Origin of the sequence: Hyunsoonleella aquatilis (assembly GCF_014270105.1) — a bacterium.
GTDB classification, from domain to species: domain Bacteria; phylum Bacteroidota; class Bacteroidia; order Flavobacteriales; family Flavobacteriaceae; genus Jejuia; species Jejuia aquatilis.
The window spans coordinates 887,559-908,964 of sequence record NZ_JACNMF010000001.1 but is presented as its reverse complement, the minus strand read 5'-3'; the positions used below and the strand labels follow the sequence as shown (position 1 = coordinate 908,964).

The window sequence follows — 21,406 nt, the reverse complement described above, 5'->3', positions numbered from 1 at the left end:
ACACTTTTTCAGTTAATGTTTTTCTCTGTTTTCTGTGTTTATCTCTTTATGATAGTGTATTTGTTTTTCAAAGGCCTTCCTAAATTGCACCTTGAACTGCTCCTTAAAATTAGGGTCTTCTTTAATTTTCTTTAAGATGAAATTTTCGGCCTTTGTTGCCCCCAATTCCTTAAAAGTATTTTCGGCCATTCTAAGTCCTTGCTCAATCTCGTCATCGGTAATTTCATAGTAAATGATCTCATCTTTTATTTCATATTTCCGTCCATAATGGTCCATGTTATTTTTAGAATCCTCATGGACTTCCGGCTTGTAGGCATCATAATAAGTGTCCCCATTCTCTAAGGCATCCAAACGTTTCAGTGCGTTAGCCAGAACATCAGTAAGTTCATCCAATTGTCGCCTTTGCTCTAAAACCTGTTGCTCCAGTTTTTGTACAATAGGGCTATTGTCGTTGTTGTTGATGCCAACAGCAGTATTGATGAGATTGTAACTTAAGTTGCTTATCGAGGACTCCCAAGCTACTCCAACGATATTCTTCACATCTTTGGCCGTGATGTCATCTGGTGAAACTGCAATGCCCAGACCATTATTACCTCCACTAGGAAGAATATAATCCCCAATGTTTACAGGTCCAATCACCTTTACTGGCACTTGCCCCATAAATGCCACTTTTTCGAAAAGATGGGCGTTGTTATCTTGTGGCAATGCTCCCAATACGGCTGGTTTATATGATATCACCATCATGCGCTGGGCACCAGCGGTTTTTTTTGAAATTTTGCCTCCATAGATTCCAACAATATCGCCATAACTCATTGTTTCGCTGCTGTACATACGTTCCAAATACTCGGCATAATCCCCCGCTCCAGAGGCATAGGACACCCCTCTAAACCTATTCTTATTATCGTAAAACGTATTGAGCATATATCCGGCAAAAACCTCATTAGCCGTTGCAGCAGTAACCTTTATAATCTGCACAGCCAAATTTGATGCTGCCGCTGCAATCAATGATGGAACTGGAGCAGTAAAACAACCCCCAACACCAGCACAAAATGTTGTACTCGTTGAGGCCGCAGTAACATTTACCGTAGTTTTTCCTAAATCAGCAATTTCCCAAATAAGATCTAATAAACCATCTACTACATCATAATAGACACTCAATTGTTCTAAATTATAATCGGCATTATTTATAAATTCGTCAGGGTCGGTTTCACCTTCAATGCGCCCCCAAAGCATAGGTCCGTTAGCATCCGGTAAGGTTACTCCAGATATTGTATTGGCTCCAGGGCTTGGGTTATAGTTAAATCCATCAAATACCCCTGCACTGCCTATGCCAACCGCATCAAAAATATCCCTAACCAATGCATTGAAAACCGTAGGCTCGTATGGTTGCAACCCAACAGGCGTTTCGTCCCAAAAAGAAATGAAATTATTATTATTTCTTGCCCCAACGGCATTTACTCTTACCGCTATGCCTTGATTGCCTCCCTCTATCAACAAAGGATAACTATTTATGTCCAATTCATCGCCAGTTAAAGTCGAGGTAATTTTAACTTGGTTATCAGAAGTTATATTGACATCCCCATTCAAATTGGTTTCAACATTAATCGTCAATGTATCAGCCACTAAACTTGTAAAAGTTGATTCCCCATACACTTCCAAAGAGCCGTTTAATACGGTTGGTGCCGCCGCATCTGGACGGTTTAAATTATTACCCACCGTTAATGGCCCGGAAAGATTAGACTCACTCTGGTTGGTAACATTTAGAGTGTTGTTCAAATTAGTTTCGCCATCTACGGTTAAATCTCCCGTAAGTTCAGAAGCGTTTTGCCCGGCAACAGTCAACGTACTATTCAATGTAGTGGGTCCATCTACGGTCAATTCACGATTTAAAAATGTATCGCCATCTACGTCCAAAGTACCGGTAGCAGTAATATCCCTGTGCGCTACATAGGGCACATAGGTCAATTTTTCAATACTCATATCTACGAAACCATCGCCATTTTTAAAGTCGATTTCAACCTTTAAGGATTTTGCATTACCGTTCCAATCTATCTTTTCAAATTCATCATGATTCGCCTGACCAATAATTAAGTTCACCCTTCCGAACTCGTCGGTGGTGGTATCCTGAATTTCTGTAAATTCCACTATACCACTTCCAGGGGCTATAATCGAGAATTTAATAGCGATATCTGCAACTGGCAAGTAATTATTTTCGGAATCTACTCCGGGCAATTCCAAAACATCGGGGCCAATAATGACTGCTTGATAGGTAATACCGTCAGTTTGGGCAAGTGCCAATGTTGATAATAATAAAGATAACGTTAGGGTAAAAATTCGTTTCATAACAAATTGATTTTGGGTACTATTGTTTTATAAGTTTTGCGTTAAACGCTTTTCCATTAGAAAATGCTTTGAGCAGGTATGACCCCATGGATACATGCCCGAGGTCTATTTGAATATTTTTTGATGGTGAAAAGTCTTTTGTATAAATGAGCTTGCCACTGATATCATAAATTAAAACCGAAATTGGGGCATCAGTCTTTTCACTGAAAGACACCGAAATTTTATGGTTAAAAGGATTAGGAAGTACAGTGGCCAAGAGATTGTTTTCATCTGAAGTTTTGGCTATCCTAATTTTGGACGAAGGTTGCTGGTAGCCCTGCCGTAAATAGTAGCCACTACGGGAATAGGTTCCAATAACGCTGGATTGTCCGATGCTTTGGCTTACTTTATACTGGCCTTTTGATGTGGCGAAGGTTTTCGAAGACCCTCCTGAACCTAAACTTGATCGGATGATTTTATATGTCTTTTGGCCAGCCGTATCTTGCCCACCGGCTGAACACACGACCCCCAACGCCAACATCAAAAAACCTAATATGTTTATCGTTTTAATCTTCATTTTTTCTTTTTCAAAACATAAAGCGTCATACTAATTTATATAATAAATGGCCTCCATCATCCCTTGTCCATAATTTGTCCACCTCTAAAAATCACAGTAGCAATTGGGTAAATTGATGATAAAGCCTATGCCAAATTGATGCGCATTCAACTTCAATTTTTCTTCACTTTCGCCACTATTTATAAGCACCGAACTCCCGTACTTATAGCCAACGTAAATTGCTGTTGAGCTCGAAATGGGATATTGCATTAGCACTCCCACCCTTAAAAACAAAATATTGTTATTGAATTCATCTTCACCCACCAAATTGAACACATCATTATTTATAGTCTGATTGCCCCTTACCATAAATTCAAGTGCAGCCGACCCATTCGCATAAAAAATAAGATCCCGCAATTGGAACAATTTCAAATCCAAACCTGCATTTGCTCCTAAATAACTGACATCCCATTCAAAATAATTATCCACCCTACTTTCGCTTCCTATTGCACCATAATTATTATAGGAAAGGCCCGCGTTCAAAAACAAAGTCTTTGCACCATTAAGGGTATGCCTGTACCCCATACCGAAATAGGATTTTGAGCGAGACAAAAGATTGTTCAATCGCTGTCCTTGTGAGTTTTTATAATCGAACGACGAGATGGTAGAACCATACTCCATGTACAACTGCTGTCCATAAAGAGCAACACTAAATAGAAAAACAAAAGCGAATAGTAAATGTTTCTTCATAACAATCAAGAGGATAACAACTCGGGTGAAAGCTTTAGGCACAATTCGATAACTGCACTAGGTTTTATAGCGTGGTTGGATGGCATAGATATCAAGTTAGGTTACACTAATGTATCGATATGGCCCTAATAAAAAAAATAAATCCGTTGATGTCCACCCTTTGTCCATTGAAAATACTCCCTGAAAATTGAAAGTATTACTATTAGAAACTCAATAATTAATACTGGCGTAACACTATTTAACATTGAAGTAACGGTGGTAATATTTTGGTAAAGTTGCTAACCTTGATGTAACCCTAAATTAATAAAAGTACAGTAATCCCTTAACACCGTTTTTTGATTGTAACCATAATTTTGAGAGGAAATAATACCTAAAAAAACAATCAAAAAAATCATGAAAAAATTACTCAATTTTTTATTATTAGTTTTCGTATTGACAATGATACCCATAACGGTGATTAGTTGTGCAGAAGATGGAAAAGACGGCATTGACGGCGTTGCCGGCCAGGATGGAGAAGATGGAAAAGATGGTGAGGACGGAGAAGACGGGGAAGACCTTACAATAGCAGAATTGGTACCATTAGAATCTTCAAAAACACCTAATCTACTAAAGGTAGATCCTGCATTCTCGTCAATTACCGTAACTCCTATTTTGTCCTCTGAAGATGTTATAGAAGGTTCACCAGATTTCGTATATGGCTCCATGGCAGATGGTGCCGGTTTATTGAAAGAAGATGACGGCACTTTCACCTTAATCAATAATATTGAAGCAGATTACTCCATTGCCCGAATTAGATTGAATGAAGACTTAAAACCTTTACATGGTGAATACATCCTTAATGCATTTGCCACGGCGTTCACGGCGCAATGTTCGGGGTCTTTGGTCACCCCAGAAGAGCACGGTTTTGGCCCCGTTTACTTATCCGGTGGCGAATGGGGTGGCTCATCAAAAGGAGTTTTTGCAACAAATCCATACAGGTCTGCCAATAATGCTGATAGTGCCATTATGCTCCCGAAATTTGGTCAATGGTCAACCGAAAATGCAGTTGTTATAGGTAAAGATGCTTATCCGGACAAAACTGTAGCCTTTATTGGTGATGACCATTCCGACAATAGTGTTCCTTCAGGACAGTTGGGCATGTACGTTGGTAGTAGAGGGAGGCTTGACAATGGGAAACTGTATGGTTTAAAAGTAACTTCTGCTGGCATCAACTTTGAGATGGATATGGTTGAAGGCACAGAATATGATGCTGAATTCGTAGAATTAGAAGAAACACAAATAGATTTATTGGATGCCGAAGCTAAGGCCAAAGGCGTTATGGGATTCTCCAGATTGGAGGATATCGACTGGAGAAGAGGTTCTTCTGCAAATCAGAGGGAAATTTACTTTGCGGTTACCGGCCGTAACAAAACTGATTTGGTAGGCAAAGGTTCGTTACTTGGAAGGATTTACAAAGTAGTTTTAAACGATACAGACCCTACGGGCGCCGCAAAAATAACCTGTGTTTTAGATGCAGATAAAGAAGGCGGTAAAGCGGACGGTTTCCACTCTCCTGATAATATTTTGGTAACCGAAAACTATGCCTACATTCAAGAAGACCCTAACGGATACGCTTCGTTAAATGCTGATATTCAAGGCTATGCCAAATTATATCAATATGACCTTAATACTGGGACGGTTAAAACAGTTTTGGAATGCGACCAAGATGAGGCCGCAACTAAGGGCTATGGCACAACTTCCAGAACTTGGGAAATTACTGGTATGATTGATGTAACCGATGTTGTTGCCAATGGCGAAAAAACATTTGTTCTCATCACTCAAAATCATGGTTGGGAGCCTGAAGACGGCTCGGCTTTTACCGATGTTACAGCAAACCCAGCTTACAACTCAAGAAAAGAAGGCTCTGTACTATATATAGTTAAGGGGTTAGACCGATAATGATATGAACCAACACATATTTGTTATAAAAGCTAAGACATATATTTTAAGTATATGTCTTTTGCTTTTGATAGGCACTGGATGTAACCAAAAGAAAAAAGCACTATCGCCCCCTTCAGTTAATGAATTGATTGCAACCCTATTCAATTCAGAAATTGAAAACTGTGCAAAATATTTGGACACTTTGGTTACAAAACATGACATTTTCCAAAAAATAAGGCTTTACAAAAAGGCGCGCCAACATTTTAAACTTGCCGAACCCATATTGGCCTATGTGGACCAAAACAATTACAAATCCCTGAACGCCCCCAATATTTTACAGGTGCATGAAGAAGACCCCAGTGACATAAAAATTAGAAATCCATTTGGTTTTCAGGTGATTGAGGAATTACTTTTTGAGGATAACCCAGATACCTTAAAAATTAATGAAACTGCAAAAATAACCAGTAGCAGGCTAAAATTGGTGAAAAACAATACTCTTATCAACCTTAAGGATTATCATATCATTTGGCTTGTTCGGAATCAAATTGTACGCATTGCCACAACCGGTATTACTGGGTTTGACTCGCCTGTACTGACACAATCATTAACAGAAAGTCAACGCACCTATCAAACGTTGGAGGATATTGTCAATTTCAATAAATCGAAATTCAAATCTATTAATCTATATCAGCAACTAATACGATCGATACAAGAAGCAAAGGAAAGCTTAAACGAAGATTTTGAAAATTTTGACAGATACGCTTTTATAAAAAACTATACTAACCCCCAATTAGAGCTTTTGGTTTCAACGCAAAAGGATTGGGATGTTTCATTCCCATTTGAGCTTGCTTTATCCAATGATATCACTTCCCTGTTTTCAAAAAATGCCATAAACACTAGCTTTTTCACCGATTATAAAAGCGACACGACACAGCTTCAACAAAAAGTAGCCTTCGGAAAACAACTGTTTAGCGACAAAAATCTATCCCGAAACAAGAACATGGCCTGTGCCACTTGTCATATAAAAGACAAGGCCTTTACTGACGGCAGGACCACATTCAACACAGCACAAAAGCGAAATACGCCCACCTTAAACTATTCCAGCTTTCAGCAACTATATTTCATGGATGCCCGAATGGGAAGTTTAGAGGGCCAAATTGTAGGTGTGGTAAATAATCATGCAGAATTTGATATGACTATGGAGGCTATCGTACAAAGGGTAAAAAAGGACAAGAATTATAGATTAATTTTAGATTCCCTTTATAAAGACAAAAGAGACGACTTTAATATTCGGCATGCCATTGCATCGTACGTTAGAACCTTGAATAGCTTCGATTCTAAATTCGACAATAATATCAATACCATAGAATCCTCTTTATCTTCAGAAGAAATAAAGGGTTTTAACCTTTTTATGGGCAAAGCATCTTGTGCTACCTGCCACTTTCCCCCTATATTCAATGGCACTGTGCCTCCAAATTTTACCGATACCGAACTTGAAATTATTGGGGTTGCAGAAACTTCTGAAAATAAAAGTTTGAGCGACGATTTGGGCAGGTATGAGTTATTTAAAACCGTACAACGCAAGGGTGCCTTTAAGACGCCAACAATTAGAAACATTGAGTTAACTGCACCTTATATGCACAATGGGGTATACCAAACCCTAGAAGAAGTTTTAGATTTTTATAATAAGGGTGGAGGTGCAGGTTTAGGTTTTGATGTTCCCCACCAAACTTTGCCTTTTGATAATTTGGGCTTATCGGAAGATGAACAACTTGCAATTATTGCCTTTATGAAAACATTGACAGATAATATTCTAGAAACAACCACCTATTAAATTTTTCTTAAAACTAATTGAAAGGCAGTTTATTACATCTTTTTTTTGTAAATTAACAAGAAATAAACTCCTTTACTATGAAAAACAAGAACGTTATAAAATTTGGCTTGGTGCTTACCTTTTTGTGCTCCTTTGTTTTTGCGCAGGCGCAAGACACGCAAGCCATAAAGGAAGTAAGCGGGAAGATTATTGATGAAGAAACTCGTGATGAACTGATCTTTACAGACATTGTAGTGGATGGCACTAATATCAGTACTGTAACAAACTCCGATGGTGAGTTCCTTTTAAAAATCCCTTATAAATACCTCGATGCTAAATTGGTTATCACCCATTTGGGATACGAAAGAAAACTTTTGAGTATTATCGATTTGGGAACTGCTGAAAAGATTGAACTCAAACCTAGTTTGACTGAGCTCACTGCCGTAAGCATTGCGGCACCTCCATTCGACGCGAGAACTTTAGTCCTGAAAACATTGGAAAATAAAAGTTCGGCTTACAATGACAAAAACGCTTTAATGACCGCCTTTTACAGAGAAACCATAAAAAAAAGACGTAAAAATGCATCACTTTCGGAAGCGGTAGTGAAAATCCACAAGCAACCTTACAGCAGTCTAAGAAATGACCATATTGAACTTATCAAATCACGCAAAAACACAAATTATTCAAGGCTGGACACTTTAGCATTGAAATTGCAAGGAGGTCCGTTCAGCAACTTGTATACCGATTTGGTAAAATATCCCGAATATATCTTTACCGAAGAGGATATTGACCTATATGACTTCAACTATGAGACGTCTACCAACATCAATAAAAATATAGTGTATGTCGTAAACTTTAAGCAAAAACCTAATGTAAAAACACCTATGTACTACGGAAAACTATATATTGACTCCCATACCCTGGCTTTAACCAGCGCCAAATATAGTTTGAATGTTAAAAACAAGGAATTGTCCAGTAGAATGTTCGTTAGAAAGAAACCTAGAAAAGTAGATGTATATCCTACCGAAGCTACTTATAAAGTGCAATACAGGACGCAGAACGGCAAGTGGCACTACGCTTACAGCAATATAGGGTTGACTTTTAAGGTGAACTGGAAAGGAAAATTATTCAACAGCATTTATGCTTTAAATAGCGAAATGGCTATTACCAATTGGGAAATTCCAGAAACCAAAGTTGCTAAATCCCGAGATAGAATGTTAAGGCCGTCAACTATTTTGACCGAGCAGACCTCTGGCTTTTCAGACCCAGAATTTTGGGGCGCCTATAATATTATTGAGCCTGAAAAATCTATTGAAAATGCTATAAAAAAGATTAAAAAGCAACTTGATAAAAAGAGTGCTAAAAAGGAAGAATCATAGTATAAATTGAGGATTCCTTAAGACAGGAAAGCCGATTGGGTATCTGACTTAATCGGTTTTTTTGTGCTATGATACAACCTTAGCATAAAGGTCAAAGTCTTCTGCATCGATGATTTTGACATTGGCGAATTCCCCAGTTTTTAAATAGGTTTTTGAGGCATCAATCAAAACTTCATTATCCACATCAGGAGAATCGTATTCCGTACGTCCTACAAAGTAATTGCCCTCTTTTCTATCGATAACTACTTTAAACGCCTGCCCTATCTTTTCTTGATTCAGTTCCCAAGAAATTTGGGATTGGATTTCCATGATTTGGTTGGCTCTATCGATCTTGACCTCTTCGGGCACATCATCCTCTAAATTATAGGCATGCGTATTTTCTTCATGCGAGTAGGTAAAGCAACCCAAACGCTCAAATCTCATCGCCCTAACCCATTCCTTCAGAGTTTGAAAATCTTCCTCTGTTTCGCCAGGGTAACCCACAATCAGTGTGGTTCTAATGGCCATTTCTGGAACTTTAGCTCTAAACTCTTGCAACAATTTTGTGGTCTTCTCTTTGGTTGTGCCACGACGCATACTTTTCAAAATGGAATCAGAAATATGTTGCAATGGAATATCTATATAGTTGCAGATTTTCGGCTCTCGCTTCATCACTTCCAAAACATCCATCGGGAAACCAGTTGGAAAAGCATAATGCAGACGAATCCATTCGATGCCATCAACTTTTACTAAAGCCTCAAGCAATTCAGCAAGATTACGTTTTTTGTATAAATCTAATCCATAATAAGTTAAATCCTGGGCTATTAAAATTAGCTCTTTTACCCCATTGGATGCCAATTTTTCAGCTTCAATTACTATCTCTTCAATCGGGGTGCTTCTATGCTTGCCCCGCATTAATGGGATGGCACAAAACGAGCATGGCCTATCACAACCTTCAGCAATTTTTAAATAGGCGTAATTTTTCGGGGTGGTAGTCAATCGTTCGCCAATCAACTCATGTTTGTAATCTGCACCCAAGGCTTTTAATAAACCCGGTAATTCAGTTGTCCCAAAATATTGATCCACATTGGGGATTTCCTTTTGTAAATCGGGTTTGTAGCGTTCACTCAAACAACCTGTTACAAACACTTTATCCACATCGCCAGCCTCCTTTTTTTGCATAAACTCCAAAATGGTATTGACGCTCTCTTCCTTGGCATTATTGATGAATCCACAAGTATTGATGACAACAATATTGCCTTCCTGTTCGTGCACCACATCCTTACCGCTGGCCTTAAGTTGCCCCATCAGCACCTCACTATCATACACGTTTTTGCTACAACCAAGTGTGACAACATTTATTCTATTCTTTTTTAGTGATTTTGTGCGCATACCGACTTAAAACGAGGTGCAAAGATAACTAATGAATTACGACTTTCGATTTACGATTTACGGATTTTTCAATAACAGTTTTTAAAAAGGTACTTTATTCATTTTGAATAACTTTGAACTTGAAACTTTCAACCTAAAAACTCCTTTTCTCTTAAACCTTTTATATATTTGAATGTCCTAAATTGAAATTCTACGTTATGAAAAAGACAGTCTTCGCCCTTATTTTATTGTTAATAGTGAGCTTTAGTTGTTCTTCAGAAGACACTACTGACATTCCAAACCCTTCACCAGAAACAGGGTTATACTTTCCGCCAATAAACTCAGAAACTTGGGAAACCAGAACAGTTTCTGAATTGAATTGGAATGTTACCGCACTTCAGCCATTGCTTGACTTTGTGGAAGATAGAGGCACCAAAGCTTTTTTGATATTGAAAGATGGTAAAATAGTAGTGGAATGGTACGGTAATGGTGCAGACGCCAGCACCAATTTGGTTTGGAATTCTGCCGCTAAAAATTTAGCCGCCTTTACTACAGGAATTGCTCAGATTGAAGGCCATTTGAATATTAATGATGCATCCAATTTATATTTGGGTGAAGGCTGGTCCAACCTAACTCCCGAGCAAGAAACCGACATTAAAATTAGGCATCATTTAACGATGACTACAGGTTTGGATTATACCGTGCCCAATAATAATTGTACAGATAAAGATTGCTTTGACTTCAAAAATGAACCCGGAACGTTTTGGTATTACCACAATGGGGCTTACACCATACTGCATGAAATCGTAGCGGGTGCAGTCAATACAGAATTTAAAACCTATTTTAACGAAAAGTTGCGGGATAAAATTGGGATGCAAGGCGCCTGGGTGCCTTTTGGGTACAACAATCTCTATTTTAGTACGGCCAGAAGTATGGCACGGTTTGGGCTTTTGAACCTCAATAAAGGGGTATGGGATGATCAAGTCATTTTGAACGACGAAGCCTACTTTGACGCTATGACCAACTCTTCACAAAACCACAACATAGCTTACGGCTATTTGTACTGGCTGAATGGAAAAGACAGCTACCGAGGACCGGGATTAACGTTTGAATTCCAAGGTAAATTAATCCCCAATGCTCCTAATGATTTATATGCCGGATTGGGGAAGGACGACCAAAAAATGTACGTTGTTCCGAGTCAAAACTTGGTGATTATAAGAATGGGCAACGATGCCGGAGAATCCCTTTTAGGCCCTAGTAGTTTTGATAATGAGCTTTGGGGGGAGATTAATAAGTTGATTAATTAATAATTTTATAAGAATCCAATCTTCTGATAATTGTTGGTTTGTCGCTTGACACAAATGAAGATGTATCATAAATCAACCCAAAACCATCGGCATAATAAAAGAAGTCTTTTCCGGGCAGAAACTCATTGTTTGCATTAAGTACGGCATATCTCTTAGAGAATACACAAGAAAATATTCCCGATTCAACAGTTACTTCTTCAGTATCTTCTTGTAAAGCTTCGTAAATATTAAAATCGTCATTCTCTCCAAATATACGCTCATCAAAACTTGTATGCGTAAATTTGACTTTCCCTTCTTCATTGACCAAAAACCCTAAAGAATCCCTTAAAAACTCAAAACGTTCGCCATTTTCATTACAAAAGGTGATTTTGGTTTCATTCCCTGTAGTCAATCGCCTAAACTTAAAATAGGTGTTTCCGTTAATGTCTTCCGTTGAGACAATACTAGCGGAATCTATCACGGGCGTTAAATCATAAGCATTTGTATCCTTGTTTAGTTTGTAATTTTTATAGACCCAAGAGTTTCCCACAGTCAGTGCATAAAAATTATCATCGTCCGCGTTTTCAATATTACCCGAAGTTTTGTTTTCAGTACATGAAAACAGCACAAATGCAATGCAAAAAATAAAAGAGAAAGTTTTCACAAGAAGGTTTTATTAGTTAATTTTCATAATTAACGCAAAGAATCTTCTGATGTTATGAAGGTTATTTTAAGAAATTGTTAATTCAAAAAAAGCGAATGGTTCTAGTACTCTAGATGTAATAATTACCATACTTAGTTTCTATATGGGTTAAATTGATTTATAAACATGTAGATATCGGCCTCAAAAAAATAATTGATTAAGACGACCAAAAAAATAGCCAAAACCCAATTTTGGTTATATTTCTTTTTAATCAAACTACTTATACAAAACCACAAAATCAAACCATATAATGGAATAAAGAAAAATCGAGGAAAAGCTACATACCAAATCAAATAATCCGGGATTAAAGCATTATCTGTGTTGAAGTAGGTTTGTATAAATGAAATAGAATAGCTTATAATTCTTAGAACAGAATATATAAGTGAAATGATAACGAATATTCGAAGTGTTTTCTTATCGCTTAGATTCAAAATATTCTACTTATCGAAATTCCTTCCCGATATCTATCGGGATTCGCAGGAATGAGTTTACCTAAAAAAAGAATCAACAAACTCGTACTTATTAAACACCTGTAAATCGTCGACGCCCTCACCGACGCCAATATATTTTACGGGAATCTGAAATTGGTCTGAAATACCGATTACCACGCCTCCTTTTGCGGTACCGTCTAATTTGGTAACTGCTAAAGATGTCACCTCAGTAGCGGCAGTAAATTGTTTGGCCTGCTCAAAGGCATTTTGCCCCGTGGAGCCATCCAAAACTAAAAGCACATCGTGTGGGGCATCGTCCACCACCTTTTGCATGACGCGTTTTACTTTGGTCAACTCGTTCATAAGGTTGACTTTATTGTGCAAGCGTCCGGCGGTATCGATGATGACCACATCTGCATTTTGAGTTACTGCACTTTTTAGGGTATCAAATGCTACAGAAGCGGGATCGCTACCCATAGATTGTTTTACTATGGGAACATCAACTCTATCTGCCCAAACTTGTAGCTGGTCTATCGCAGCCGCCCTGAAAGTATCTGCCGCACCAAGTACTACATTCAGTCCTTGTTTTTTAAACTGACTGGCTAACTTTCCAATAGTTGTGGTTTTACCCACGCCATTTACGCCTACTACCATCATCACATATGGGGTTTTGCCTTCGGGGATGGTAAATTCGGATTCTTCACCGGAATTGGTTTCGGATAACAGGCCAGCAATTTCCTCACGGAGGATTTGATTGAGTTCATCCGTCCCCAAATATTTATCCTTGGATACGCGTGCTTCGATGCGTTCGATAATTTTAAGGGTAGTGTTTACACCAACATCACTGGTGACCAAAACTTCTTCCAGATTGTCCAAAACTTCATCATCAACTTTGGATTTTCCGGCAACGGCCTTGCTCAGTTTACCAAAAAAACTGCTTTTTGATTTTTCCAGTCCTTTATCGAGGGTTTCCTTTTTTTCTGAGGAGAATATTTTTTTGAAAAAACTCATTTGTAATTGTTTATTCGTTGATGAGTTTAAACGTTTAATCGTCTTTACTCAATCGTTAGGGTTTAAGTTTTAGAGCTAAACTGCCTAATTAAAGACGGCATAGACTTTCGCGTTAGGGATTAAAGCGACATCCTTTTTAAAGAAATAGCAACCCATTAATTTTGGTTTGAAACTTTTCCTGTTTAAGATTGCCCCGTCGCTAGCTCCTCGCAATGACTCTTTAAAAAGATATAGCGGAAAGCCCGACCCTTGTGGTAACGCCCAAATACTTGATAACAACTTTCTTGCCCTTATGATGCGACTGAAATATTGTCATTAAAATTTGAGTTGTAAATATAAAAAAAGCTACCGTCTTAAAAGACGGTAGCTTTTATATATCTTGAAAAATAAACGTTTATTTCTTGTTTAAGAAATCGTTTACTTGGTCTGGGCTCATTACGGATTCTACAAACATGTAAGCCCCTGTTTTAGGAGACTTCACCATTTTTATGGCTTTGGTTAATCTTTTTGACCCTGTTTGTAACGATGCTACTGCTTTCTTTGCCATGGCTTATATTTTTGTTTTAGCTTGTAAAACGTGTTACTTAATTTCTTTATGAACCGTCATGCGCTTCAAGATTGGATTAAATTTTTTTAACTCCATTCTGTCTGGCGTGTTCTTTTTGTTCTTAGTAGTAATGTACCTTGAAGTTCCTGGTTGTCCAGACTCCTTGTGTTCTGTACATTCTAAAATTACCTGTATTCTATTACCTTTCTTTGCCATTTGATGCTACTTTACCCTGACGTATTATTTTATAAATCCTTTGGCTCTGGCTTCTTTAAGTGCAGCCGAAATTCCAATTCTATTAATAGTTTTTAAAGCAGAAGTAGACACTTTTAAAGTTACCCATTTGTCTTCTTCTGGAATGTAAAAACGTTTCTTTACCAAGTTGGCATTAAATCTGCGCTTGGTTTTATTCATTGCATGGGAAACGTTGTTACCAACCATTGCCTTCTTCCCTGTAAGTTCACAAACTCTTGACATTATCCTTACTTTTAAATGTGTTGTTGCTTAAAAACGAGGTGCAAATATACTCAAATTTTGAATTATGACAATTAAAATGAAATCAATTTTTTAAAATTTCTTTTTCGAGCATTTCTAGGGCTTTATTCACCGCTTTCTTAATGACACGCTTACGGGCGGATCCCAACATAAATGCTTCAGAAACTACAGTGTTTTTGGTAGCTACAGCTATAAAAACCGTACCAATCTCAACATCGGAATCGCCTTTGGATGGCCCTGCATTACCGGTAGTAGCAATCCCATAATCTGCATCATAAAGTTCACGGACATTTTGAGCCATGGCCTCAGCCACTTCCTTGCTGACAACAGAATGCTTTTCGATCAAAGTTTTTGCCACACCAAGCACCTTTATTTTGGATTCGGTGGCATAAGTCACCACCCCGCCATTAAAATAGTTGGACGCACCGGCATTTTGGGTGAATTGTCCTGCCAAGTCCCCGCCTGTGCAACTTTCAGCAATAGCTAATGTCTTTCCAGATTCGGTCAATCTGTTTGCTATAATTAACTCCAAAGATTCAGCTTCATCTTCAAACCCTACAAAGGCACCTTCTATCAAAGGAAGTACCTTTTTTATTTCGGCGTCAATACCTTTTCTCACCTTTTGTTCGTCAAGCCCTTTGGAAGACAAACGCAACCGTACACTGCCTAAATTAGGCATATAGGCCAATTTAATATCACTTGGCAAAGCATCCTCCCAAGCTTCAATGCGCTTGGCCAAGGTACTTTCTCCCAATCCGTAGGTCAATAAGGTCTTATGCAGAATAAATGGGAATTTATATTTTTCCTTAAGCTTTGGTATCACTTTGTTCACCATCAGCTTTTTCATTTCAAACGGTACTCCCGGTAAAGAAATGAAGGTCTTATCCCCTTTATCCAGCCACATACCCGGGGCAGTCCCCAGTTCGTTCATTAACACTTCAGCTTTTGAAGGAACTAAGGCTTGGTCCTTGTTTACTTGAAGCAATGTTTGTCGCACATACTTCTTCCAGATATCCTCAATATTTTTAGTAACCGAGGCATCCCGAACTAATGTATCTTCAAAATATTCCGCAATGGTTTTTTTGGTGATATCATCCTTTGTAGGCCCCAGCCCACCCGTGATGATAATAATATCTACACGACTTTCAGCATCTTTAAAGGCTTGTAGCAGATGCTCCCTATCATCCTGTATAGAAGTAATTTGATAAATGGAAGCCCCAATACTGTTTAGGGTTTCTGCAATAAAGGCAGAATTTGTATCAATAACCTGACCAATAAGAAGTTCGTCACCAATGGTTATGATTTCTGCCAGCATAGTTACAATCCAAAATCCGACTTAATTTCTGCAACAGCATTATCTACAGCCGCAATCACAATATCTAACTTATCGGTAATGTCCATATCCGTTTTAGTGAACTTCCCCCAATCCTGAACCTCTATTAAATCCTGCAATACCCCCAATTCAAATAAATCAATTGTTGGTTTCATTTTGTGTGCTGCTTGATATGCCGTATGATAATCCTTTTCAGCCACCGCCTTTTTTAAACGGTCCGCATCCTCTGGCACTTCCTCCAAAAATGTGGCAGCCAAGGCCATCACAAAATCCTCGTCGTTATCTGCTAACTCTCTTACCCTAAATAATTTGTAGTGTTGTTCCATGTTATTTAACTGTTATCGAAAATAGTTCTTTGTCTCCTATAAAACCTTTCAATTTATCGTTAGCAACAACCTTACCAACTCCAGCAGGCGTGCCCGTAAATATAATATCTCCGATCTTTAAAGTGAAATATTTTGAGACATATTCAATTAATTCATCAATTTTCCAAAGCATGTGGCTTGTATTTCCTTTTTGCACAAAAATATCGTTCTTTTTTAAGGAAAATTCAATTGCGTTTACATCCTCAAAGTTCGTTTTTGGAAGCCATTTCCCCACAACCGCCGCCCCATCAAAAGCCTTGGCCTTTTCCCATGGCAGACCTTTTGCTTTTAATTTAGCCTGCAAATCCCGGGCCGTAAAATCAATGCCTAAGCCAATTTCATCATAATATTTATGCGCAAATTTCTTCGCAATATGCTTCCCTACCCGGTTTATTTTCACCAAGACCTCCACCTCATGGTGCACATCCTCCGAAAAATCCGGAATAAAAAAGGGTTGTTTTTTCAATAAAATAGAGGTATCAGGCTTTAAAAACACTACCGGGTCGGTCGGTTTTTCGTTTTCCAGTTCTTTAATATGTTCGGTATAATTTCTACCGATGCAAATTAATTTCATAAACTTCTTTTTTCGCGCAAAGTCGCTAAGACGCAAAGCGAAAATTTTTAATTTCTATTTGGGCGTTACCCACAAGGGGGTCGGGCTTTCCGTTCCAAGTCCTCGTCACGCCTTAGGGCGCGACTGTGGGCTTTCCTCTTCAATCCCTAACGCGGGCCTACCAGCTAAAGCCAGTTCTCGAATACAGTATCTCCTGTCTCTTGTCTCCTGTCTCCTGTCTCCTGTCTCCTGTCTCCTGTCTCCTATCTCCTAAAACTTATTATTAAGCTGTCGCAACTTAATCGCCGTCAACACCTTCTTAGTGTACAACGGAAAATCCGCATTTAACAACCAACCAAAATAGCCAGGTTCCTTCTCTAAAACTTCCGTTACCAATTTCCCTTTATGCTTCCCAAAGGAAAAACATTCTTCTCCTTTCTTATTGTAAGCAATAAACCCTGCAAAATCAGCAAACTTTTTTCTAGAACTAAACTCGGCCAAAAACTTCGTATCGTTTTCCAGTGCGTCATACTTTTCCAATTGGGCTTTTAGCACTTCATAAGTGGCGACCGTATCCGCCTCCGCGCTATGCGCATTATCCAAATCCTTATTGCAATAAAATTTGTAGGCGGCGCTCAAGGTGCGTTGTTCCATTTTATGGAAAATGGTCTGCACATCAATGGCCTGACGGTTTTTCATATCAAAATCCACCTCAGCGCGCAACATTTCTTCCGCCAACAAGGGAATATCAAAACGATTGGAATTAAATCCGCCCAGATCCGAATCCTTTATCATATTGTAAACCTCCTTCGCCAATTCCTTAAACGTTGGTTTATCGGCCACATCAGCATCCGAAATCCCGTGAATAGCCGTAACCTCCTTTGGAATGGGCATCTCTGGATTTACCCGCCAAGTTTTTCGGTCCTCCTTCCCATTGGGATGTACTTTTAGAATAGAAATCTCGACGATTCGGTCTGTGGTAATATTAACGCCCGTGGTTTCCAAATCGAAAAAACAGATGGGTTTTGATAGATTTAATTGCATTATAGAGTAGTCTATTTTTTCTGCAAATATACCTTTAAATTTATTCAAAATCCCCCTTTTTAGTATGGATTCAAACCTAAAATCAACCCTTTATTTTCCTTTAATTCGTAAAACGAATTTTAGGTAAGAACCCCTAAGTTATTCTCAATAACCTACAGATTCTAAAGCAATACAAATATTTCGGGCAGTTTAAAGTGAAAATATATCTGAGCAGTTTAACTCTTTATTTATATGAGTTCAGTTTATTTAATTCATCTATGTACAAATTTCTCGAATTTATCCATTCATTTTCTTCAACCAATCCTTTGAATATAAAATTGTTGTAATATCCAATAAAAAACTCTCCATTAGGTCGAATAATCATCCTATTGGCTTTTACATATCCACTAAAAAACAATTTCTTCAATATCAATCCATAATCCTTATACCATAATTGCTTCCTGAACTCATTTGGGTGTCCGTCATTAAAACCAAAAAAATGACATACATGCGCAATTTTCCTAAAAACATTGTTCCTTTTTCGACACTGCTTATGTGCACGAATAAACCCTTTATAATTATTGTAATGTTCATGCCCAAAAGAGTACATAAATTTTAACTCTTTATTTTTGACATAATCCTTGGGGTTTTTCAGGGTATCGTTATAATGTATGATAAGCACCTTAGAGGTATCAATATTGTTTCGATTATGGAACAGTTTGAAAAGTTGTGATTTAACCTCGGGCTCTAACTTTCCAAAATAATAGCTCAGCTTAAGTTTTTCGACCACTAACGTATCAGTAATAAAACGTTCACCATAATACAACTTTGATTTCCCCTTATTATAATAAATTGCCTTTGAAATACGACTACCGTTCTCATCAATATAAATGGTATCTACCTGAGCATTAAGCATCAAAGAAATACTGTAGAATAGATTAAGTAAAAGGAATTTATTTTTCATACAATTTTACAAGTACGAAATATGATATTTTTTTGTAGCGAAAGAAAAAAATTACAAATTTTGAAAAAATTGACTAATCCATCATATTTCTCTATTGCTATCCCAAGCCTCCAAATAATCCTTTACGGCTTTGACAAACATACCACCCAAAGCACCATTCACCACGCGGTGGTCATAGGAATGCGATAAAAACATACGGTATCGGATACCAATAAAATCCCCTTCGGAAGTTTCAATTACTGCGGGCACTTTCCGAATGGCACCCAAAGCTAGAATCCCAACTTGCGGTTGGTTAATAATTGGGGTACCCATAATACTTCCAAAAGACCCAACGTTGGTAACCGTATAAGTTCCCCCTTTAATATCGTCCGGATTTAAAGTATTATTTCTCGCCCGGTTGGCCAAATCATTAACCTGTTTGGTCATCCCCACCAAATTCAATTGGTCAGCATTTTTGATGACGGGCACAATCAAATTGCCATCACCCAAGGCAGTAGCCATACCGATATTTATGTTTTTCTTTTTGATGATTTTATCCCCGTCAACAGAGATATTCAATAATGGAAAATCACGCAGAGCTTTCGCAACCGCTTCCATAAAGATTGGCGTAAACGTCAATTTTTCACCTTCGCGTTTTTCAAAAGCCCCTTTCACTTTATTGCGCCAGTTCCAGATTTTAGTTACGTCAGCTTCGATAAAACTTTGAACGTGGGCAGAAGTTTGCAACGAGTCCGTCATGTGCTGGGAAATTAATTTCCCCATGCGGGTCATTTCAACAATTTCATCCTCGCCACTTACTGCAACCTGTTTTGCTTGTACTTTTGGAGCTTCCTTTACAGGTTGAGTTGGGGCTTCTTTTTGCGGTGCTGGCTCAGCTTTAACAACAGCTTTTCCTCCATTTTCTATATAAGCCAAAATATCATTTTTGGTCACCCTTCCTTCTTTTCCGGTACCTGGAATGGCGTCTAATTCCTCTTGAGAAATACCTTCTTGTTTGGCAATATTTTTAACCAAAGGCGAATAAAAACGCTCATTGCTCGAAATAGTTGGCGCAGCGGCACTCACCTCCGTTTTGGCAATTTCAACACGTTCCGTTAGCTGGCTTACCACCTCTTCAGGGGCTTCATTTGAAACCTCTTGCGCTTCAGTAACTGGCACATCATCACCCTCGGTTTCAATAACCGCCAATACTTGCCCAACTTGCACTACATCGTCAACTTCAAAGCGCCTTTCCAGCAAAACGCCTTCAACCTCGCTTGGCACTTCACTGTCCACTTTGTCTGTGGCAATTTCCAAAACCGCCTCATCCAATTCAATGGTGTCGCCCACATCCTTTAACCACGATGTGATGGTTGCCTCCGCAACACTCTCTCCCATTTTCGGTAACGTCAATTCAAACTTTGCCATTTCTTTAAATTAAAGCCTATATTTTTTATTTCGATTGCAAAATTAACTAAAAATCGTCAATTTTTTTAAATTATATACAACAAAACCTTTTAAAAGGTAACAACCTCGCCCCTTCCCGAAGCACTATTGCTTCCCACCATAAAGTTAGAATTTTTGGGCCATATTTTAAATGTATACCCCTTATTATTGGAATTAACCTCCATAATTTTCAGCATATTGCTAAAAGTCAGTTTGTTATTATCAAAAATCAATTCCGTTCCTCGTTCAAAATCACCAATTTCGGACCTTACTTCCGTTTCTTTGGGCAAAACAGCATCCAATCCTTTATTCTTTTCATCAGAAAGAAGGATATAGCGCAACGGCTTTTGCCCTCCATTCGAATCATCTCCCTTTAGAAGCGGAACTACCCTCACTCCCATACCCACTAGGGCGTCAAACAATAGATTCTTTTTAAAATGCTTTTTGTAAAAAATCTGCATGGCTCCATAAAAGCGCTCGGCATACTTTTTATCCTTCAACGTACTTTCCCCTTTAAAATGCAAAACGGAAGCTTCCCCAAAATAATAATTTTGATACCCGGATTTCAAAAGGCTGTAAGACAAATCAATATCCTCACCGTACATAAAATAATCCTCGTCAAAACCGCCAACTTCCATATACACCTTTCGCTTTAAAAACATGAACGCACCGACCAAAATGTCCACTTCACCTGTATCATTTTCACCTAAATGGTTGGCATAATACTGTTTTGAATTACCCAACAACTTTTTCAATGCCACCTTGACCCGAGGAATATTCCGTTTGCTTTCGGGTAAAAAATGGCCCGTTCCATCTATCAATTTACAGCCGACAGCCCCTAAATTTTTGCGTGTTTCACAAAACGAAAGCATTGTTTTAAATACATCTTCAGGAACAACAGTATCAGGATTCAAAATACAGATATATTCTCCTTTTGCCACATCCACTCCTATATTATTTCCTTTTGAAAAACCTTGATTTTCAGCATTTTCAATCAGTTTTACTCTCGGAAACAATTGCTTGACCATAGAACAACTGTCATCTGGCGAATTATTGTCCACCACAATAATTTCCGCATCCAAATCTGTAATGGCCTCCTGCACACTTTTTAAACAGAGTTCCAAAAAGTAGCGCACATTATAGTTGAGTATAACTACGGAAAGTTTCAAAAAAGTGTGAT

General features: G+C 38.3%; 20 protein-coding genes. 4 read left to right on the top strand and 16 right to left on the bottom strand.

Annotated elements, in window-relative coordinates:
* Nucleotides 1–12 precede the first annotated feature (12 nt).
* The 3 genes from H7U19_RS03940 to H7U19_RS03930 form a co-directional block, all read right to left on the bottom strand.
* Nucleotides 13–2,343 (bottom strand): hypothetical protein, encoded by a 2,331-nt coding sequence (locus tag H7U19_RS03940; protein ID WP_186559053.1) that lies wholly within the window; start codon nt 2,341–2,343, stop codon nt 13–15.
* A 19-nt stretch (nt 2,344–2,362) separates the two neighbouring features.
* Nucleotides 2,363–2,899, bottom strand: a complete 537-nt coding sequence (locus H7U19_RS03935) for a T9SS type A sorting domain-containing protein (protein ID WP_186559051.1) — start codon at nt 2,897–2,899, stop codon at nt 2,363–2,365.
* An 84-nt stretch (nt 2,900–2,983) separates the two neighbouring features.
* Nucleotides 2,984–3,628, bottom strand: coding sequence for an outer membrane beta-barrel protein (locus H7U19_RS03930; RefSeq protein ID WP_186559049.1), 645 nt, complete (start codon nt 3,626–3,628; stop codon nt 2,984–2,986).
* A 393-nt stretch (nt 3,629–4,021) separates the two neighbouring features.
* Here H7U19_RS03930 and H7U19_RS03925 point away from each other — a divergent pair, with 393 nt between their 5' ends.
* The 3 genes from H7U19_RS03925 to H7U19_RS03915 all read left to right on the top strand — a co-directional run bounded on the left by H7U19_RS03925 (nt 4,022) and on the right by H7U19_RS03915 (nt 8,740).
* Nucleotides 4,022–5,566: an alkaline phosphatase PhoX gene (locus tag H7U19_RS03925; protein WP_186559047.1), complete on the top strand. Its 1,545-nt coding sequence runs from the start codon at nt 4,022–4,024 to the stop codon at nt 5,564–5,566.
* A 4-nt stretch (nt 5,567–5,570) separates the two neighbouring features.
* The gene (locus H7U19_RS03920; RefSeq protein ID WP_186559045.1) at nt 5,571–7,382 is read left to right on the top strand and encodes a cytochrome-c peroxidase; all 1,812 of its coding nucleotides are present in this window, start codon (nt 5,571–5,573) and stop codon (nt 7,380–7,382) included.
* Between the two features lie 77 nt (nt 7,383–7,459).
* A complete protein-coding gene (locus tag H7U19_RS03915) occupies nt 7,460–8,740 on the top strand; it encodes a carboxypeptidase-like regulatory domain-containing protein (protein ID WP_186559043.1) in 1,281 nt (426 codons plus the stop codon).
* A gap of 66 nt (nt 8,741–8,806) precedes the next feature.
* Here the strand turns inward: H7U19_RS03915 and rimO are convergent, their stop codons facing one another.
* Nucleotides 8,807–10,111 carry a 30S ribosomal protein S12 methylthiotransferase RimO gene (gene rimO / locus H7U19_RS03910; protein ID WP_186559035.1) on the bottom strand — a complete coding sequence of 435 codons (1,305 nt, stop codon included), beginning with the start codon at nt 10,109–10,111 and terminating at the stop codon, nt 8,807–8,809.
* Between the two features lie 197 nt (nt 10,112–10,308).
* On the opposite strand from rimO, the gene H7U19_RS03905 reads away from it, so the two are divergent.
* Nucleotides 10,309–11,397 (top strand): serine hydrolase domain-containing protein, encoded by a 1,089-nt coding sequence (locus H7U19_RS03905; RefSeq protein ID WP_186559031.1) that lies wholly within the window; start codon nt 10,309–10,311, stop codon nt 11,395–11,397.
* Here H7U19_RS03905 and H7U19_RS03900 read toward each other — a convergent pair.
* The 12 genes from H7U19_RS03900 to H7U19_RS03845 form a co-directional block, all read right to left on the bottom strand.
* Complete coding sequence (locus H7U19_RS03900; RefSeq protein ID WP_186559030.1) at nt 11,390–12,040, bottom strand: hypothetical protein; 651 nt, start codon at nt 12,038–12,040, stop codon at nt 11,390–11,392. The genes H7U19_RS03905 and H7U19_RS03900 overlap by 8 nt on opposite strands.
* A 527-nt stretch (nt 12,041–12,567) precedes the next feature.
* Nucleotides 12,568–13,521 (bottom strand): signal recognition particle-docking protein FtsY, encoded by a 954-nt coding sequence (gene ftsY / locus H7U19_RS03895; protein ID WP_186559029.1) that lies wholly within the window; start codon nt 13,519–13,521, stop codon nt 12,568–12,570.
* A 394-nt stretch (nt 13,522–13,915) separates the two neighbouring features.
* Complete coding sequence (locus H7U19_RS03890; RefSeq protein ID WP_186559027.1) at nt 13,916–14,068, bottom strand: DUF4295 domain-containing protein; 153 nt, start codon at nt 14,066–14,068, stop codon at nt 13,916–13,918.
* Between the two features lie 33 nt (nt 14,069–14,101).
* Entirely contained in the window at nt 14,102–14,284 is a 183-nt protein-coding gene (gene rpmG / locus H7U19_RS03885; protein WP_092579068.1) for a 50S ribosomal protein L33, read from the bottom strand.
* Nucleotides 14,285–14,308: 24 nt separating this feature from the next.
* Nucleotides 14,309–14,545, bottom strand: coding sequence for a 50S ribosomal protein L28 (rpmB, locus tag H7U19_RS03880; RefSeq protein WP_186559025.1), 237 nt, complete (start codon nt 14,543–14,545; stop codon nt 14,309–14,311).
* An 82-nt stretch (nt 14,546–14,627) separates the two neighbouring features.
* Entirely contained in the window at nt 14,628–15,878 is a 1,251-nt protein-coding gene (locus H7U19_RS03875; RefSeq protein WP_186559023.1) for a competence/damage-inducible protein A, read from the bottom strand.
* A 2-nt stretch (nt 15,879–15,880) separates the two neighbouring features.
* Nucleotides 15,881–16,222: an Hpt domain-containing protein gene (locus H7U19_RS03870; RefSeq protein WP_186559022.1), complete on the bottom strand. Its 342-nt coding sequence runs from the start codon at nt 16,220–16,222 to the stop codon at nt 15,881–15,883.
* A 1-nt stretch (nt 16,223) separates the two neighbouring features.
* Nucleotides 16,224–16,835 (bottom strand): fumarylacetoacetate hydrolase family protein, encoded by a 612-nt coding sequence (locus tag H7U19_RS03865; RefSeq protein ID WP_186559021.1) that lies wholly within the window; start codon nt 16,833–16,835, stop codon nt 16,224–16,226.
* 249 nt (nt 16,836–17,084) lie between these two features.
* On the bottom strand, nt 17,085–17,858 hold the full coding sequence (locus H7U19_RS03860; RefSeq protein WP_186559892.1) for a 3'-5' exonuclease: 774 nt from the start codon (nt 17,856–17,858) through the stop codon (nt 17,085–17,087).
* Between the two features lie 223 nt (nt 17,859–18,081).
* Nucleotides 18,082–18,801, bottom strand: a complete 720-nt coding sequence (locus tag H7U19_RS03855; RefSeq protein WP_186559020.1) for a hypothetical protein — start codon at nt 18,799–18,801, stop codon at nt 18,082–18,084.
* 81 nt (nt 18,802–18,882) lie between these two features.
* The gene (locus H7U19_RS03850) at nt 18,883–20,208 is read right to left on the bottom strand and encodes a dihydrolipoamide acetyltransferase family protein (RefSeq protein ID WP_186559019.1); all 1,326 of its coding nucleotides are present in this window, start codon (nt 20,206–20,208) and stop codon (nt 18,883–18,885) included.
* Between the two features lie 89 nt (nt 20,209–20,297).
* Nucleotides 20,298–21,395, bottom strand: coding sequence for a glycosyltransferase family 2 protein (locus tag H7U19_RS03845; protein ID WP_186559018.1), 1,098 nt, complete (start codon nt 21,393–21,395; stop codon nt 20,298–20,300).
* Nucleotides 21,396–21,406 lie beyond the last annotated feature (11 nt).